This is a genomic window from Vibrio sp. 1-2 (7-a) (genome assembly GCF_013048515.1).
Classification (GTDB): Bacteria; Pseudomonadota; Gammaproteobacteria; order Enterobacterales; family Vibrionaceae; genus Vibrio; species Vibrio diabolicus.
This window is the reverse complement of sequence record NZ_VHSQ01000003.1, coordinates 106,568-124,097: the sequence shown is the minus strand read 5'-3', so window position 1 is coordinate 124,097 and position 17,530 is coordinate 106,568. Positions and strand designations below refer to the sequence as shown.

Sequence of the window (17,530 nt, the reverse complement as noted above, 5' to 3'; positions counted from 1 at the left end):
AGCGAGTAGACGGGCTACTCGCTTTTGGTAAGCAATTAAAGCTTAGCTTCGATCATCGCTTCTAGTTTACCTTGGTCAACGGCGAAGTTGCGGATGCCTTCAGCCAGTTTCTCAACCGCCATTGGGTCTTGGTTGTGTTCCCATAGGAACTCAGAATGAGTCATTGGTGCAGGACGCTCAGCTGCGCCTTTAGAATCAACTAGCTTCTCAACCACTTCACCTTCTGCAGCTTCTAATTCTGCAAGTAGAGCAGGAGCGATAGTTAGACGGTCACAGCCAGCTAGTTCTAGGATCTCACCGATGTTACGGAAGCTTGCGCCCATTACGACAGTTTTGTAGCCGTACTCTTTGTAGTAGTTGTAGATCTTAGTTACAGACAGTACGCCTGGATCTTCTGAAGCTTCGAAGTCACGGCCTTCTTTCGCTTTGTACCAGTCCATAATACGGCCAACGAATGGAGAGATTAGGAATACGCCAGCTTCTGCACAAGCACGCGCTTGAGCGAATGAGAATAGAAGCGTTAGGTTACAGTTGATGCCTTCTTTCTCTAGGATTTCTGCTGCGCGGATACCTTCCCAAGTAGACGCTAGTTTGATAAGGATGCGGTCGTTAGTGATGCCTGCATCGTTGTACATTTTTACTAGTTGACGTGCTTTCGCTACGCTGCCTTCCATATCGTAAGATAGGCGTGCGTCAACTTCTGTAGAGATACGACCTGGAATAGTTTTTAGGATTTCTTTACCGATGTTTACTGCAAGCATGTCACAAGTGTCTTGAACTTGTTGAGCTTTGTCGTTGCTCTGTGCTTTAGCATATTCGATTGAAGCATCGATTAGAGGTGCGTACTCTGCGATTTGAGCGGCTTTCAGGATAAGAGAAGGGTTAGTTGTTGCGTCTTCTGGTTGATACTTTTTGATTGCATCAATTTCGCCAGTGTCTGCTACTACAGTCGTTAGTTTACGAAGTTGCTCTAACTTGTTGCTCATAATCGATCATCCTATTTAAATGGGCTTAAGCGTGATTTTTGTTATCACAGCTTGTGCATTTGCAAGCGAGTTAGCTAATCGTCTCATCGCATTTAATGAGACATCTGCTCAGCCAACTACGGAAAATTTCGTTACCGAACAAATGCAATGAACATTTGATCGATAGCTGAGTAAATGATGTGTCCATATTTATCCTATCTATGCTGAAAGTCAATCGCTGAAATCGACTTATAGTGAACTTCATCAACGTTTTTTTACTGTGTGTTTAGTGGTTAACCCAAATAAACGTTTGCCCTTATTGTTCAAAGGTTGAGCGTTGTACGTGAGGGTAAAAAATTGTAGTGAGAAAATGTTATTGCGATGAGCAAATGTAGCGTTTAAATTGATAAAGAACATATGCTAAGTCAATGAGCATATGCTCACTTATTGCATACAATATCGATCCTCTTAAAGGGCGAGAGAAACCATGAGCAGTTCTAATCAAGATATTTCCATTGAAAACACGGATTTGTTGACAGAGATTTCCGTCGCGTATTATCAAGACGGTGCGACTCAGGAAGAGATATCGAGAAAATTTGCCATATCACGCGCAAAGGTCGGGCGAATGCTCAAGCAGGCGCGTGATGAAGGCATCGTTGAAATCACCGTTAAATACCACCCGGTGTTTAGCGCCAAGATTGAGCAACGTTTGATCGAGCGATTCGGCGTTAAGCGTGCGCTTGTCGCTCTTGATCAGCCAAATGAAGAGGCACAGCGACTACAGGTGTCGGGATTGGTGTCCAATTATCTCACCAGCACGCTTAAAAACGGCATGGTGGTGACCGTTGGACAAGGGCGTAACGTATCTTCTGTCGCTCACCATATTGGTGTTATTACGCCGCGTGACTGTAAATTTGTATGTGGTATCGGCGGTATTCACCCACGTGGTGGTATGTATAACGCCGACCACATTTGTCGTCAGTTAGCGAAAAAGTACGGTGGAACGTCCGAAACTCTCTATGCGCCGGCTTATGCAGAGAACAGAGAACAGAAGTTGGCTTTCATGCAAAATGCAACCGTGAAACAAACGCTCGACCTAGCACGTAAAGCTGATGTCGCTTTGGTCGGTATTGGTGACATGAGCGAAAACAGCTACATGGTGGACTTAGGTTGGTTTACGCCTGATGAGGTCGTTCAATCGAGACTTCAACAAGGCGTGGTCGGGGACTTTGCAGGTTATGATTTCTTTGATATTCACGGTAATGTTGCCAACACCGTAATGAGTGACCGAGTGATTGGCCTTGGTATTGAAGAGTTTCGCCCAATATCGGAAGTCATCGCGATTGCAGCGGAGAACAGTAAGCCGCTCGCCTTACTTGGAGCATTAAGAACCGGAGCGATAGACGTGATCGCCACGAGCGTCAGCAACGCATTAACGGTACTCAACTTAGATGAGCAAATGCACGGCAACGCGGCATCTGAGAGTTAGCACAAATAATATGCAATTTATGTAATCAGGCTGCGAGGAGTTATAAATGACTCGCAGCCTGATTTCGTTTTCAAGTTAAAAATATTCTCTAGGAGTAGCTTTAAATTTGTACATCTACTCTGGAGAACACAATGAAAAAGACACTTCTTGCTGCACTGATTATGGGGCTAACTGGTGCGGCGCACGCCGAGCAAAAAGTCGTAGCGGGTTACTTTGCGGATTGGCAGTACGCAAATGCAGAAAACCCATACACGGTGAACGATATTCCCGCCGATAAGCTGACGCATGTGATTTATGCGTTTCTTAGTATGTGCGGCCCTCATACCGGTGCTTCTGAAGCGGTACAAAAACTGGTTGCCGAACAATGTGAAGGAAAAGATCCGTATACGGCGATCATTGTCGATACAGAAGCAGCATTAGGAAAGGACTTTGGCGATGTCTCCGTTAACTTTCCATACAAAGGCCACTTCGCTCAACTTGCTGAAATGAAGAAACAACATCCTGATCTTAAAATTCTCCCTTCTTTTGGTGGTTGGACAATGTCCGAACCGTTCCATGCTATGGCGAAAAGCAAACAAGCGATGGATCAATTTTCAAAAACTGCCGTTAAGTTGATTGCTCAATATGATTTCTTTGATGGTATTGATCTGGATTGGGAATTCCCAGGTGGTGGCGGTTTAACAACGTCGCCTTGGAACCCTGACACCAAGCTTTCTGATGAACAAAAAGCATCTGAGCGTGAGGCCTTTACCTATTTGGTAAAAACCATGCGTGCAGAGTTAGATGAACTCACAAATCAAACCAAACGTGAATACGAGCTCTCTACTGCTGTAGGCGTTGGTCCAAAAGCAGCAGGTATCGATTGGAAAGCCGCGGAGCCGTACCTAACTAACATGTTTGCAATGACGTATGACTTCCTTGGCGGTTGGGGGCAGCAAACCGGGCATACTACCAACTTGCATGCGACTGAGCGAAGCTGGTGGGGCATGGGCGCAGACGTGTTCATCAATCAGATGATTGAGCTCGGTATTCCAAGTGAGAAACTGGTGATTGGCGCTGCGTTTTACGGGCGTGGCTGGCAAGGTACCAAAGACTTCTCGGGTGGCTTACCAACGCAAGATCTTGTCTCCGAGCAAGGAGCGCAGTTTGGTACGGGTGAGAACGGCTATTTCATGTTCTGGGATTTGGTGAAGAACTATGGAGCGGAGCAGGGTTACGAGTACAAGTATGATGAGCAATCTCAAGCACCTTACTTGTGGCATCCTGTAAAGAAAGTCTTTATCTCTTACGAAGATCAACGCTCGATCAAAGCCAAAGCAAATTGGGCTAAACAGGCGAACTTAGGTGGCATTTTTACCTGGGAATTATCAGGCGACCCGAAAGGCGAGTTGGTGGAGGTGATGTACCAAGAAATGAATAAATAAAACCTTCTAAGCAAAGCGATCGTAGTTATTCAACTACGGTTTCTTTGCTTTGGTTCTGCCTCGTAAAAGCGATCAAGTCTTCAAGCGATAAAGGTTTAGAGTAGAAGTAGCCCTGAATCAAATCACAACCGCAAGCTTTTAACTCATTCAGTTGTTGCAGCGTTTCTACTCCTTCAGCCAGTACTTTCATTTCAAAGTTTTTGCCGATAGAAATGATATTCTTAACCATGTTCAGTGCTTTTTTGTCATGCTCAATGTGATCGACAAAGCTCTTGTCAATCTTCACCTCATCAATAGGTAGCGTACGCAACATGCTTAATGAAGAGTAGCCAGTCCCGAAATCATCGAGCGAGATTTTAAAGCCAAGAGCATGCAAGCGCTCGCAAATTGGTGCGAACTTTTCAAGATCTTCAATAAACAGGTTTTCGGTGATCTCTAGGGTAATCTTTGAACATTCGATGCCGCGTTTCTCAATAGCATTCATAAGATTAGTAATGAATTTGGCGTGAACAAACTGTTTGACCGAGATGTTAATAGACATCTGGATAGATGTATCAATATTACCAGTCAGCTTAGCCATATCTGTCAGGCTATTTTCAATGATTTGTTCACCAATACGAACCATCAACCCAGTGCTTTCTGCGACGGGAATAAATTCACTTGGTGTGACTAAGCCGAGCTCATCATCACTCCAACGAATAAGCGCTTCGACACCATAAATATCGCCTTCTAGGTTTAACTGAGGTTGATAAACCATATGAAGCGCTTGCTTATCTATCGCGAGCCTCAGGCGTTGCTCAATTTTCATTTTACGCAGATGTGTAGCTTGCATCTGCTGATTGAACAGGCTGTATACGTTGCGTTGTTTTTTCGCTTGATACATCGCAATATCGGCTGACAGGAGCAGTTCATCTAATGTTTCACCATGGTGTGGATAGCAGGCAATACCAATACTGCAACTGAGCAGGAACTGACTGTCATTGACTTCGTAGGGTTCTGATAGCGCCTTTATTAAGTCGCTCGCTAGTCTTTTAACGCTTACTTCATCAATTCGATTCGTTAGAAAAATAAACTCGTCACTGGCTTCACGGATGATTAATCGGCCATCGTTAACAAAGGTGTTTAAGCGGATAGATATTTGTTTTAGAACTTCGTCGCCAAAGTCATGACCATGTGTGTCGTTGACTGATTTGAAATTATCAATATCGATAAACATCAAAGAAAAAGGATTCCCTTTCCCAGAAAGCCAGTGTCGAATGTTTGCGCGTAGGTACTCTCGGTTTGGTAATCCAGTGAGATGATCGTGGTTCGCTTGATAGAGCAAACGCAGTTTTGTTTTATGTTCATTGTTCGCAATGGAGCGGAATAAAGCGTAAAAAGCACCTTGGACGATAAGAAAAACAATCGAGTACAGTGCAAACTGTTCGTAAAATCCGCGCTTAATAAAATTCAAATCTGTCGAGGAAGAGGCCCAAAGATGATAATCAGGAAGGTATCTCAATGTGATTAACTCACTCAGGCGAGAATTGTCGACAACAATATTGAGCGCTCGTGTGAGCTCTTTTAGTTGCGCCATATCCCAGCCTGAATCTTTTGTGATTTGAGCCATAACGGCTTTTATATCTAAATCATTGGCAGGTTTTAGGTAATCTTCTAGGGTTGTATCTTCTGACGAGCTAAAAGTAAGGTAGCCATCACTGCGGATCAATGTGACCCGGTTGTGCTCATTGGCATGGATATCGTTACGAAAAACCGAAGATGAATTCATATTAAAGCCAGCCGTCATCACTGCTTGTACAACACCATCTTTATTTGGAATTGCTTTTCGGATCGGAATCACAAGTGAATCTTGAGCTGGCATAAAATACGTTCGACCTATAATCATTCGGTCGGAGTTGAGCGCTGCCAAAAAGGTATCACGAGTCAATTGATCTTGTTTTAGATTATGTAGCTTTGCCAAGATCAAGTTGGAGCTTACGGCGATGTAGTCTCCATCGGGGTTGGTTAGGCCGAATCCAATAATCGCCGGATGGATACTGAGCAGTTTGTCCAGCATCGGGCGAGTTTGAACTGCTGCTGTACGAGTAAAGTCATTTCTCTCGACCAACTGATGACCAATGACTTCAAGTAACGATTCTTGTCCTTTCAGAAGTGATTCGACAGAAGAGGCAAACAGCTCCAATTGTAGGAGCTGCTTATCTTTGTACTTATTCAGGGTTGACTCATAATGGTAGCGGCCAAACAACACGAACAGCACGGCGCTTATCGTAAGTAGCGCCATGTATAGTGTCCAAATGTTCTTCTTTAACCTGACCATGCCGCTTCGATAGCTCCTAGATTAGCGAGTAATGGGTAATGAGTGGTCTGCGCCCCATTCTGTCCATGACCCGTCATAGACCGATAAATCACGCCAACCTAACTGGTATGCTGCTAGCAGCAAAATACAGGCCGTTACACCTGAGCCACAACTGAAAATGATTGATTTATCATTATATAACGTTAGTGCACTAAATGCTTGTTTCAATTCCGAGTCTGCCTTTATAAAGCCATTACTCAATAATGTTTGAAAAGGGAGGCAAACAGAATTAGGAATATGACCAAAACGCAGTCCTTCTCTTGGCTCTGGTACCTCGCCTAAAAAACGTGCACGTGAGCGAGCGTCAACAATGTTTGCACTGCAATTGTTTGAGTACTCTAATATTGCATTTGCGTCCAAAAAAGCATGTTTATTTAATTTCCCGGTAAAGTTTCCAAGCTGCTTAGCTTCTGACAAGACATCCGTGACAGGCAGTCCAGCCTCAATCCAAGCCGGGAGGCCACCATTAAGCACTTTGACATTATTGTGCCCCATTGCCTTAAACATCCACCATGCGCGCGGAGAGGCGAGTGTTCCTGAGTTGTCATAAACAACAATAAGGTCTTCGTTGTTCAGGCCAAGTTTCTGAGCGCTGTTATTAAATCCTTCTTCTGTTGGCATCATATGAGGGAGATTGGTATCTGGGAGACAAAAGTCATTGTCGTAGTCGAAACGCAATGAGCCTAGAATCCACTTATTGGCGATCTTTTTCCCTTCGGAAGGAATTTGAAAACGAATACTCGCGTCTAGAAGTTTTACATTCGGTTGGTCTAATAAAGCATGAAGCTCTTTGGCATCGATCAATGCTTGCATGGTTAAATCCTTCTTATTTGGGAAGTCCGCACAGTAGCTTTACTCACAGCGAATGAATGAAAGGGATGAGTCAAGACTTGAGCGGGATGCTTGGTGGAACAACGCAATAGAGCCCACTGGACAAGATGCGGACACTGGAACCGTCACTCGTTGTTGCTCTATCTCAGGTGAATTAATAGTGAGGTACCGACGTTGACCATCAAGGGACTGAGTTAAAGTATTGCTAATGACGGTGGCTGAAACCGTGTTTTCATCCGTTTGCTTAATGAGCAACAAGAGCACAAGTAGGGCAATGAAACCGCTGAAGACCAACATATAGGTTTTGGGATTATCCAATTTGCGCTCCATTGCTATTGTTTCAAGTAATCATTTTGTTTTACAACAAAAAAATCGCATGTTCAAAGAACGATGCGATTTTGTCTTAAAACCTGTGGCTTGCGCCAGTCCCGAGTATCAATGCTCACCAATAGAGCATCTTACATGCGCCATGTCGTATTTCCGGTTGAGACGACTTTTTGCAGAGGTTCTGAGCCATCGTAGAACCAAATTTCGATTAATAGGTTACCTTGGCTATCCGAGGTGGAGAAGTCTAAGTTAGCTTTCCCACTCGTCAGCGCAGCAGAAGCAACATTGCTCGAATATTTCGCTTGGTAGGTTCCAGACGCATCTTCACGGTACTCCTTATAAATGCTCAGATGTGCGCGCTGTAAAGAGTAACCACTAATATCTACCGCAAGTGAGCTTTCTAACCTTGGGTCATAATCGAACCCATCTGGTACGTCTAAATTTTGCATGCTTGGCTCTTCAACAATAACGGTAGTTTGAGCTGGAGGTGGAGTAGCGTTATCGTTGCTTTTGTCGCCACCGCCGCCACCGCCACCACCGCAGGCTGTTAACGCTAATCCCATGATGATTGTGATTAAGTTTTTCATGATGCTTCTCCTATGGAATGTAACGTTTGTTTGCTTTAGGTTGGGTATGCCAGTTTGCTCCTTCTCGCCCACCAGACTCGGCGTAGGTGGCAAACTCTGGGTAAGCGTCAACTAAGTCAACTTTCTCTAGCGGCCAATTCCACTCTTCGACGATAAGCAATGCCCAAGGGAGGTTGTTCGCTGTTTTGAAGTACACGCCTCGAGCCGGGTCACTTGCGTCTACGCCCACGCCATATAGGTTTGCGTCATCAAACTGCTCAGTTGGTGCTTGGTCTGGCAAATGTACTTCCCATTTTCTACCTGGTTGAAAGGTGATGCCATCGCCGTGATATATATTGGGGGTGGCAAAGATAAATGGGTCATAAGGCATGGCCTGTAGCGCTGAGCGGTCGGCTCCTTCCTTAAAGTAGATGGTCAGTGTGAAAGACAACGCGACGTTATCATTGCAACCCGTTTGGGTTCTAAAATACGCACATTGACTTTGCGCATACTGACTGAGGTCGTCACTGATAATGAAGATGGCTTCTTCTGATACCGCTTCTAGACCGTTGGTCGGTTGTTCTTTGCCATTAAACGTTAGCTTTGTTAAGCCGTTTTCAATGCTTGCTTTCGAAACGCCAGGTAGACGAATAGCAAAGCCATTTTTATAGCCAGCCCCATAGGCGGCCAGATCTCCGCTAATTTGGATATTTTCCACCGTGCCGTCCATACGTGTTTCAGTCATACGGAACTTAATGACTACGTCATTCATGTCGTAGTCAGCGGTGTAAGGCCAGTTGTCTTCATACGCGACCGTTGCGTAGGAATCGGCACTTGGGAAGTGCTGTACGGATACGCCGTTTTCAGTGATTGTGATTGGGTAATCTTCTACTTCACCTGATGTTGATCCGCCATCGAAGTTCAGACCAGTTTGTTGGCTAAAGCGGAATCGGCTCCAGCTAGGGCCTGCGGTTGCCAGTTCAGAGACGACAAATGGAAGCGTATTGCTGCCTGCAGAGAGTAACTCATCGGTGAATACTTGCTCACCTTCGTCAGCAAAGTCACCATCTCGGTTCCAGTCAAACCAAGCTGACAAGTAGCCGGATGTCGATGCAGTTACGCTCACTAGTGAACTTAACCCTGGGTCGAGTGCGGTAACAAAGCCGACGCCATCTTCATCTGCTGTACCAACTTTGTTATCTCCAGACGGAGCCACTTGTCCATCGGCATCACCATCTGGCGCAATTGTGCCAAGCCAAGTTACACCATCAACAGCGTGGCGTGGTCCGTTAGAAGAGAGCAAGGTAGCGTAAGTGTCAGGTGCGTCACCAAAGTCAATTGGCTCGTCTTCGTCAATAACGGGAGCGTTCGCGCATCGGGCACCGTCATTTTGGCTGGAACTTGGACCGTTAGACACAAACTCTACAGCAGGAACAATGCCCGCAGCGATATTGGCGGCATTATTTTCTGATAAGTCGACGCGATAAATTTTGCCGTCCTGGTTACGCGATACGTAGTAGTTTCCGTTTACATCAAAGTAGCCTGCACCAAAGGTACCCGTTTCCCCTGTATTGCCGATCGCGGTTGCTTGGCCTGTTTTTGTATCGAATTTATACAATATGCCAGACCCATTATCGATACCATAGAGCGCACCGTCGCCAGGGTGGAACGCAAAATCGGTTAAACTCACACTTGCATTTGATGTGATTTTATTCAGGGTTAAGGTAGCATTTGGGTCCGTATCTAACGGCGACAGATCAATGGAAAATAGCCCTTTACCTTTGCGATACAAGTAGTAGACGTGGTTGTACACGTCGCCGACAAAAAACGTATGGCTAGGAAGCCCTTGTACGTTGAGAGTTTCCGCTTGAAAGTCCTGGCCTAAACGTACGATTTTCAAGTTGGTTGTATCGTAACCATAGATGTATCGATCAGTGAAGTTGAAACCGACGCCGTTAATACCAGATGCTAAGCCCACATCGTCGGTCAGTAACTTGGTTGATCCGGTAACCAGATTAACGCCGTAAACTTGCACTGGGGTCGATTGGAATAAATATGCTTTGCTCGGACAAGTGTCGAATGGCGCTGCGCTTACGTATGCGCTTGCAAACAGAGATCCAAGTAATAGTGATGTCCTTTTCATGATTCGCCCTCTCATTGGTTTGTATGATATGCAATGAAAGGAATGTGCCAGTTTTTAACTTACTGTTTATAATGAATTTTATATCGGTAAGTTATTTGGTTCGAAATATGAATCTCAGAATAAGAAAAAGCTCAACGTTACGTTGAGCTTTTTGAGAATCTTCATTGATAAGCTGACAGCGTTACTTAGCCACAAACAGGGCAGGTCGGCATTTTCATCAAATTCATTTCCCGCCAGGACATGCTAAACGCATCGAGAATGAGGATCTTCCCTTTTTTGGGTTGGCCGTAATTTGCAATCACCTTGATGGTTTCCATCGCTTGTACAGCGCCAACAATACCCACAACAGGCGCCATGACGCCAGCTTCAACGCAACTTAATGCACTGCTGCCGAATAGCGCGCTCAAACACTGATAGCACGGTTGAGTTGGGTCGTCGTACGTAAACACACTCACTTGGCCTTCCATACGAATGGCTGCACCAGAAATAAGCGGTGTTTTTGTTGCAAAGCAGAGTCGGTTGAGTTGATTGCGAGTGTCGACGTTATCTGAAGCATCGACCACCACAGTGTGTTGTTCAATCAAAGCCTGAAGCTGAATGTCGTCAAGGCGTTTAGCAACGGTGTTTACTTCGATATGAGGATTAAGTTCCCGCAACGCATCCGCCGCGGAGTCAACCTTTTTACGGCCAACATCGGCGTCGTGGTGCAATACTTGGCGTTGTAAATTGGAGAGTTCAACAATATCGTCATCGATAAAAGTAATATTGCCAACACCAGCCGTGGCAAGGTATTGGCTAGAAGCGCAACCTAAACCGCCTGCACCCAAAATAAGCACTGAGCTTTGTTTGAGAGCTTCTTGCCCTTCGAAATCGAACTGACGAAGAATGATCTGGCGGTTATAGCGCAGCATCTCCTGATCGGAAAGAATATCCACGGTACGTTCCTAGTATAACGTTGAGTTAAATAGTTGGATTTGAACCGTTTCGCCAACTTCCACACGGCCACGCTCACGTTCCAACACCACAAAGCAGTTTGCCAAACTCATTGAGCGAAAGGCTCCTGAACTTTGGTTGCCAGTGGTTTCAACGACAAATTTACCGTTTTCTAGAGTATAGATACCGCGTTGGTAGTCTGTACGTCCCGGCGCTTTCTTAAATGCGGTTTTAGTCGTAGCAGGGATAGACTCTGGCGCCTTCCATTCAGTGTGGCCAGCCAATTTAGCCAACATTGGTTGAACAAGTACGTACATGGTTAGCACCGCAGATACAGGGTTACCTGGTAGCCCACAGAACCAAGCAGTACTTAACTTGCCAAATGCGAAAGGTTTACCCGGCTTGATTGCCAGTTTCCAGAAACCGATTTCGCCAAGTTCTTCAAGAATGTCTTTGGTGTAATCTGCTTCACCAACGCTGACACCGCCAGACGTTACAACCACATCCGCAAGCGTTTGTGCTTTTTCAAACGTTGCTTTTAATGTTTCTGGGCAATCAGGGATAATGCCAAGATCAATCGCTTCACAACCAAAGTTTTCAATCAGCGGCTTAATACCGTAACGATTACTGTCGTAGATTTGACCTGCCTTGAGTGGCTCACCCAATGGTTTAAGTTCATCACCTGTGGAGAAAAATGCCACCTTTGGCTTACGCACGACGGTGACATGGCTGACACCAAGAGAGGCAATCATTGGAATATCGCGCGGTGTCAGGCGCGCGCCTTTTGCCAATACAATATCGCCTTGCTTGATGTCGTCACCCGTAGGGCGGATGTTATTTTGCGGCTTCACATCCGTTTGGTTGAACTGAATACCAGCGTTGGTCACTTCCGTATTTTCTTGCATGATAACGGCATCACAGCCTTCCGGAATTTTCGCGCCAGTCATGATTCGAACACAAGTGCCTGCCGGCCATTCACCCTCAAAAGGCTGACCTGCGAAGGATTTACCTGCCAGAGGCAACACTGTAGACACTTCTAGGTCTTGAATACGAATGGCATAACCGTCCATTGCTGAATTGTCGAAAGGGGGCACGTGAATTGGCGATAAAATGTCTTCAGCCAGCACAAAACCCAGAGCGTCAGCAAGAGGAAGAGAAAGTGTCGTTTGGATAGGTTTGATTCGCGATAGCATCTTATCCATCGCTTCTTCAATTGGCATCAAGCCAGGTGCGTCGCAGCAGCCCATTGAGATAATCCTATGTTCTTTTGTTTTGTGGCAACTCTACCATAAAAGGGGACCGAGTAAGAATGTCCACCTATAAAATATGGGTGTAATTATTCAAAAATCCGAGTATCCTTGTCACCCATCCGAAAGGGGTAAAGTTCCTACGGAGCATGAGAAAATAGCTCAGTGTATTCTTGTTATGTGCCTTGGCGTTATAAACATCGGACTGAGCGACTTTAACGCTACGGGATGAAAACACGGCAATTGTATTTCACACCGAGAGTGGTAGTTACAAAAGAGGAAGTGGAATGTCAGGTCTTAGCGAGTCAGCAAAGTTAGTGAAAGAAGCGCTAGAGCAACGCGGGTTAGAAACACCAATGCGCCCTAATGCCGTTAGCCGTGAAGAGAAGAAGGAAAAGATTGAATACCACATGCGTGAGATTCTTGGTCTGCTTCAGCTCGACCTTACGGATGATAGCTTAGAGGAAACGCCACACCGCATTGCAAAAATGTACGTGGACGAGATTTTCTCTGGTTTGGATTACTCCAACTTCCCCAAGATCACAGTTATCGAAAACAAGATGAACGTGAGCGAAATGGTTCGCGTGAAAGACATTACTGTGACCAGTACGTGCGAACACCACCTTGTGACAATCGACGGTAAAGCCGCTGTTGCTTATATTCCTCGCGGTAAGATCATTGGCCTGTCTAAGATCAACCGTATTGTTCGTTTCTTTGCGCAACGCCCTCAAGTTCAAGAGCGTATGACCCAGCAAATCCTTGTTGCTTTGCAAACATTGCTTGAGTCTGACGATGTAGCGGTGACTATCGACGCGACGCATTACTGTGTGAAGTCACGCGGTGTGATGGATGCCACCAGTGAAACCACGACTACAGCGTTAGGTGGTATTTTTAAGAGCAACCCAGCGACCCGTGCTGAATTTCTGCATGGCCTGCGTTAATCAAATCGACAAATAAAATTGAGAGAGGATGGCGAGTTGCCATCCTTTTTTATATCTTTTATATCCAAATCATAGTCAAGTGAGTCGCAATAAATAGTAATTATGCAATTGTGTATTGACAGTCACATCCGTTGCTCTTAATATATGCGCCCAATGAACGACTACAACTTGTAATCGTTTGTTTTAAAAAGAGATATTTCTCTAAGTTCAGCTGATCTCGGTCAGTTGTCTTTCTTTTTTCTAATAATAGAAAGACAACAAATTTGGGACTCGGCATGACTACACAAAGCACTATCAGCACCTCCTCTATTTCAGCTCCAGTTACAGAAAGGAGTTGGCAAAAGAAAGCCATGCTCAGTGTCGCTTTTTTGATGGCGACAACCTCTGTGGGTCCCGGCTTTTTAACTCAAACCGCAGTCTTCACAAATATCTACAAAGTCGACATGGCATTTCCAGTTTTGGCTTCCATTTTTATCACGTTTGGTATTGTGATGAACTTGTGGCGTATTGTCGGCGTTTCTGGCATGCGAATCCAAGACATTGCGAACAAAGTGGCACCCGGCATGGGTTATGGTGTTGGTATTCTCCTTGCGCTTGGTGCAGTGGCGTTTAACTTTGGCAACGTGAGTGGCGCAGCGTTAGGCATCAATGTGCTAACGGGCGTGGACACAACATGGGGCGCACTGTTTACCGGTGTCGTTGGCTGTTTGTTGTTTGTGGTTCATAACGCCTCCAAACGAATGGACCAAATGGCCCGCTACCTTGGCTTGTTCATGATCGTTCTGATCGCATACGTGGCTATGACGAGCTTACCTCCGATGGGAGAGACACTAAGTGCAGCGGTGATGCCTATGGATGTTGGTAGTTTGCTTCTGCCTACGTTGACTATCGTTGGCGGTGCAGTTGGCGGTTACTACACGGGTGCACAACGCCTAGTAGACATCGGCTTGAAAGGCAAAGAGAACGTGCCTTCCATCACCTCAACAGCGTGGGCTGGTATTTCTATCGCGGTGGTTATTCGAATCCTACTGTTTTTGGCGGTGTTTGGCGTTATCGCGACAGGCGCAACGCTGGATACGGCTAACCCTGCGGCGGATGCTTTCCGTCAAGGTGCTGGCCAGCTTGGTTACTTCATCTTTGGCTTAGTACTGTTTGTAGCTTCCATCACGTCTGTGGTTGGCAACTCTTACATGGCTATATCATTAATTAAGACGCTTTTCCCAGTTGTGGCGCGAAACGAGAAAGCGTGGTGTGTTGGTTTCATTATCCTAACCTCGCTAGGCACGGTAACCATGGACATGCCAATTCTTCTTTTGATGCTAGCGGGCCTAGTGAACAGCATTATTCTTCCTATCGTTTTGGGCACTGTATTGGTTGCGACAAAGCGCAAAGATATTGTCGGTGACTACCAACACCCAATGTACTTAACGCTAACTGGAGCAGCGATTGTTATCGTAATGGCGGCATCGAGTTTGACTAACATTGGGAACTTCATGGCGAAGTTTGTGGGTTGATGTCTTATTGATGAGATGAACAGCGGCCTCAGATGAGGCCGTTTTTTATGCTTGTTTAGAGGGCGACTTAACGATTTCTGGCCAATACATTTTGACGTAACCTGACGATACCCAAACCACCAACACAGTCGCAATGCTGAGCTCTAAAAAGCCAAAATCGTGTAGCCAGTGCCAATGTGGATGCGATTCGGCAAAAAAGGAGGTTAAGCGGTGCATCGCAATGGCACTGATCACGGAAGGAAAGGTTACCGCCGCGATAGAAGGTTGAAACTTCAATCGAAGTAAGCGGAAGTAACACAGGTAGATCAATAACGTCATTGTGATAGCAATCCCTGCTAATGCGCCAGTCAGTATCGGATCGGGCAGGGGAAAGTTCACCAAGTATGCCGCCAATGACAAGTTTACCGGTGCGGCCATAATTGCGAGGGTCGGCCTGGCTCGTCTCGGTAGAGATCCGAAAAACACCAAACGATAGAGCACCAGCGGTAACATAAAGAAATAAATGCCAATGCACATCATCGCTAAGGTTTCAGAGAATAGGTTGTGACCCAATTGGGAGCCTGCTAATGAGCTGCTGATCAGTCCCACTGGATAGAGAAACCAGCTAGGTACAATATTCGACATTTTGAAGTTCATTAGCTGAAAGCTAAAAAACAGTACCATCATAGTAAAATGCAGCAAAAGTGCCATAAACCAGAGTGGATAAGCAATGATTGGCGCTACAGAAGCAAGATAATCTGCAAGGATCAGTAACGCCATACTCATGGGTGCCATTAAGCTACCGCTCAATGGGTGACGAATGTCGACCATAAATAATCGTGGATTCGTGGCATATTTTATCAGCACAGGGGCGAGTAAAAGCGCGCCGAGTGACGCTAAAAATGGGCGTATTGGTTCACCAATTTCAGGGACATAGAGTGCCCAAGCTTGTCCTAAACCTATCATACCTAGCGCTAACGCGGCTTGAGACGGCGGAACGCTATAAAACTGCACAAGTCTTCTCCAGTTCAAATCTACTCCATTTGATTTTTGCCTGAATGAAACGAAACGTGATGATTTGGATGAAATGCTCTATTTGAGTAGCGAATACTAGCAAGTTTAGAGAGTGCTTACTCATGAAAGGTGGTGAGGAAATATCAGAGAATAGTATTTTTGTGAGTTTGGTATCGAATATTTGGGAAAGGATGTAAAAACGTAGAGTTTATCGCTCCAAACCCTTCGATGGTTTGGAGCGAAATAATAACAAAGCGAGAATTATGTCGATTGGTTTTCAGGAAGATCCTGCTGACGTAACTTATCGTTTTTGATTGTACGATGTAGCAACTGGCTGTAAATCGGTTGTCCGCCAAACAACTGAGCAATAATCACGGCACCTAAACAAGTAATGATAAGTGGTAGAATTAAGTAGTAGTTATTGGTCATTTCAATCACCAACAAAATGCCCGTGATCGGTGCGCGTACCGTTGCAGCAAACAGGGCCCCCATGCCCGCAATAGCAAATACGCCAGGTTCGATATCAAGCGTAGGAAGCAACACATCAGCACTCGCTCCGAATGCATAGCCAAACAAGGTCCCCAGAGCAAGCATAGGTGCAAAGATACCACCCGGCGCACCAGAGCCAAAGCATAGCAACGTCGTGATGACGCGACCAAAGAAAAGCAGAACTAAAACGGATACCGAGTAGTTGCCATTGGTAATATCAGGAATAAGGCCGATGCCACCGCCAGTTAGCTGTGGCACGTATAAGAGAAGCAGACCAAAAATGCCCCCAAGTAGTGAACCCACGATTAAATAGCGTTTACGATCGTTTTTGTGAATTGCGACAAAACTGTCTTGTGCCACGGTAATCAATTTATTGAAGATCACTCCGAATACGCCAAACAATGCGCCAAGCAATAGAAACAACCAAAGGGACTGAAGCTCTGGAGAGTGATATTGCGGCATTGTGATGACAGCGTCTTGCCCGTTGATGGCGCGAAACACAATGTTGGCCATAATAGCAGAGATGATCACCGCGCGAATAGAGATCAGAGAATAGCGAAACTGAGGTCGCATTTCCTCCACAACGAACATAATGCCTGCGAGTGGGGCATTAAAGGCGGCAGCCAAACCACCAGCGGCACCTGAAGCGAGTAGGGAATGACGAGTATCGTCATCTTTCACACGGAAAATATCGGTCACCATTCGACCAACTGCGCCGCCCATTTGAACTGTCGGACCTTCGCGACCAAGTACCATACCGGAGCCAAGTGCACCCATGCCGCCGAAGAATTTAACAGGTAGAACTCGCCACCAGCGCACTGGACGAATGTTGTCCATCGCGCCTTCTATTTCAGGGATGCCTGATCCCGCAGCCTCTGGAGCAAAGCGGTGAACAAGAAAGTAACCAACAAAAGCAAGTAGAGCACTGATCAGTACAGCAGCAAGCCAAAGAGGAAGTACGCTACCGATTTCGCTTCTTAGCCATTCGGTACGGGTTTCAGAAACAAAATGAACCGCAAGTTCGAAGTAAGTGCCGACAAAACCAGCTAGTGTGCCAACGATTGCGGCCATAATCAGGACAGAAAATGGTGTGGACCCTCGAGAGACAAACTGGTTAATCGCATCTTTCGGTACGTGCGCTAACACAGATTTTACAATTCTCTCTCGTTTGGTCATTAACAAGTTCTCCTGTTGCTGGTGGAAGGGACGCGAGAAAGTATACGCTTCGCAGAGTCTAGACCTAATCAATAAAGATGCAATTTAGCTTTTCACTATTGAGTGTTCGAAGTGTCGCGATGTCATTCATTCACCA

Annotated in this window: 14 protein-coding genes; 4 read left to right on the top strand and 10 right to left on the bottom strand. The window is 45.7% G+C overall.

The window, feature by feature from the left end:
- Positions 1 to 35: 35 nt before the first annotated feature.
- Positions 36 to 986 (bottom strand): transaldolase, encoded by a 951-nt coding sequence (tal, locus tag FKN08_RS10755; protein ID WP_005396118.1) that lies wholly within the window; start codon positions 984 to 986, stop codon positions 36 to 38.
- Positions 987 to 1,452: 466 nt separating this feature from the next.
- Here tal and FKN08_RS10750 point away from each other — a divergent pair, with 466 nt between their 5' ends.
- Together FKN08_RS10750 and FKN08_RS10745 are read left to right on the top strand one after the other, a co-directional pair.
- Positions 1,453 to 2,454, top strand: coding sequence for a sugar-binding transcriptional regulator (locus tag FKN08_RS10750; protein ID WP_005396112.1), 1,002 nt, complete (start codon positions 1,453 to 1,455; stop codon positions 2,452 to 2,454).
- Between the two features lie 131 nt (positions 2,455 to 2,585).
- Positions 2,586 to 3,878 carry a glycoside hydrolase family 18 protein gene (locus tag FKN08_RS10745; RefSeq protein WP_170892098.1) on the top strand — a complete coding sequence of 431 codons (1,293 nt, stop codon included), beginning with the start codon at positions 2,586 to 2,588 and terminating at the stop codon, positions 3,876 to 3,878.
- Between the two features lie 25 nt (positions 3,879 to 3,903).
- Here the strand turns inward: FKN08_RS10745 and FKN08_RS10740 are convergent, their stop codons facing one another.
- From FKN08_RS10740 to moeA, 7 genes are all read right to left on the bottom strand, one after another.
- A complete protein-coding gene (locus FKN08_RS10740; protein ID WP_170892097.1) occupies positions 3,904 to 6,195 on the bottom strand; it encodes an EAL domain-containing protein in 2,292 nt (763 codons plus the stop codon).
- Between the two features lie 21 nt (positions 6,196 to 6,216).
- Positions 6,217 to 7,047 carry a sulfurtransferase gene (locus FKN08_RS10735; RefSeq protein WP_170892096.1) on the bottom strand — a complete coding sequence of 277 codons (831 nt, stop codon included), beginning with the start codon at positions 7,045 to 7,047 and terminating at the stop codon, positions 6,217 to 6,219.
- Between the two features lie 39 nt (positions 7,048 to 7,086).
- Positions 7,087 to 7,383 carry a hypothetical protein gene (locus tag FKN08_RS10730; protein ID WP_006741132.1) on the bottom strand — a complete coding sequence of 99 codons (297 nt, stop codon included), beginning with the start codon at positions 7,381 to 7,383 and terminating at the stop codon, positions 7,087 to 7,089.
- A gap of 140 nt (positions 7,384 to 7,523) precedes the next feature.
- The gene (locus FKN08_RS10725; RefSeq protein ID WP_074190498.1) at positions 7,524 to 7,979 is read right to left on the bottom strand and encodes a hypothetical protein; all 456 of its coding nucleotides are present in this window, start codon (positions 7,977 to 7,979) and stop codon (positions 7,524 to 7,526) included.
- Positions 7,980 to 7,989: 10 nt separating this feature from the next.
- Entirely contained in the window at positions 7,990 to 10,101 is a 2,112-nt protein-coding gene (locus tag FKN08_RS10720; protein ID WP_170892095.1) for an LruC domain-containing protein, read from the bottom strand.
- Between the two features lie 185 nt (positions 10,102 to 10,286).
- Positions 10,287 to 11,036, bottom strand: a complete 750-nt coding sequence (moeB, locus tag FKN08_RS10715) for a molybdopterin-synthase adenylyltransferase MoeB (protein WP_170892094.1) — start codon at positions 11,034 to 11,036, stop codon at positions 10,287 to 10,289.
- A 9-nt stretch (positions 11,037 to 11,045) separates the two neighbouring features.
- Positions 11,046 to 12,281, bottom strand: a complete 1,236-nt coding sequence (moeA, locus tag FKN08_RS10710) for a molybdopterin molybdotransferase MoeA (RefSeq protein ID WP_170892093.1) — start codon at positions 12,279 to 12,281, stop codon at positions 11,046 to 11,048.
- Between the two features lie 287 nt (positions 12,282 to 12,568).
- Here moeA and folE point away from each other — a divergent pair, with 287 nt between their 5' ends.
- Together folE and FKN08_RS10700 are read left to right on the top strand one after the other, a co-directional pair.
- Positions 12,569 to 13,222, top strand: a complete 654-nt coding sequence (folE, locus tag FKN08_RS10705) for a GTP cyclohydrolase I FolE (RefSeq protein ID WP_006741127.1) — start codon at positions 12,569 to 12,571, stop codon at positions 13,220 to 13,222.
- A 275-nt stretch (positions 13,223 to 13,497) separates the two neighbouring features.
- Positions 13,498 to 14,736: an NRAMP family divalent metal transporter gene (locus tag FKN08_RS10700; protein ID WP_170892092.1), complete on the top strand. Its 1,239-nt coding sequence runs from the start codon at positions 13,498 to 13,500 to the stop codon at positions 14,734 to 14,736.
- 45 nt (positions 14,737 to 14,781) lie between these two features.
- Here FKN08_RS10700 and FKN08_RS10695 read toward each other — a convergent pair whose 3' ends face one another.
- The gene (locus FKN08_RS10695) at positions 14,782 to 15,729 is read right to left on the bottom strand and encodes a TDT family transporter (protein WP_170892091.1); all 948 of its coding nucleotides are present in this window, start codon (positions 15,727 to 15,729) and stop codon (positions 14,782 to 14,784) included.
- Between the two features lie 261 nt (positions 15,730 to 15,990).
- Positions 15,991 to 17,394, bottom strand: a complete 1,404-nt coding sequence (clcA, locus tag FKN08_RS10690; RefSeq protein WP_005396086.1) for a H(+)/Cl(-) exchange transporter ClcA — start codon at positions 17,392 to 17,394, stop codon at positions 15,991 to 15,993.
- Positions 17,395 to 17,530: the final 136 nt, after the last annotated feature.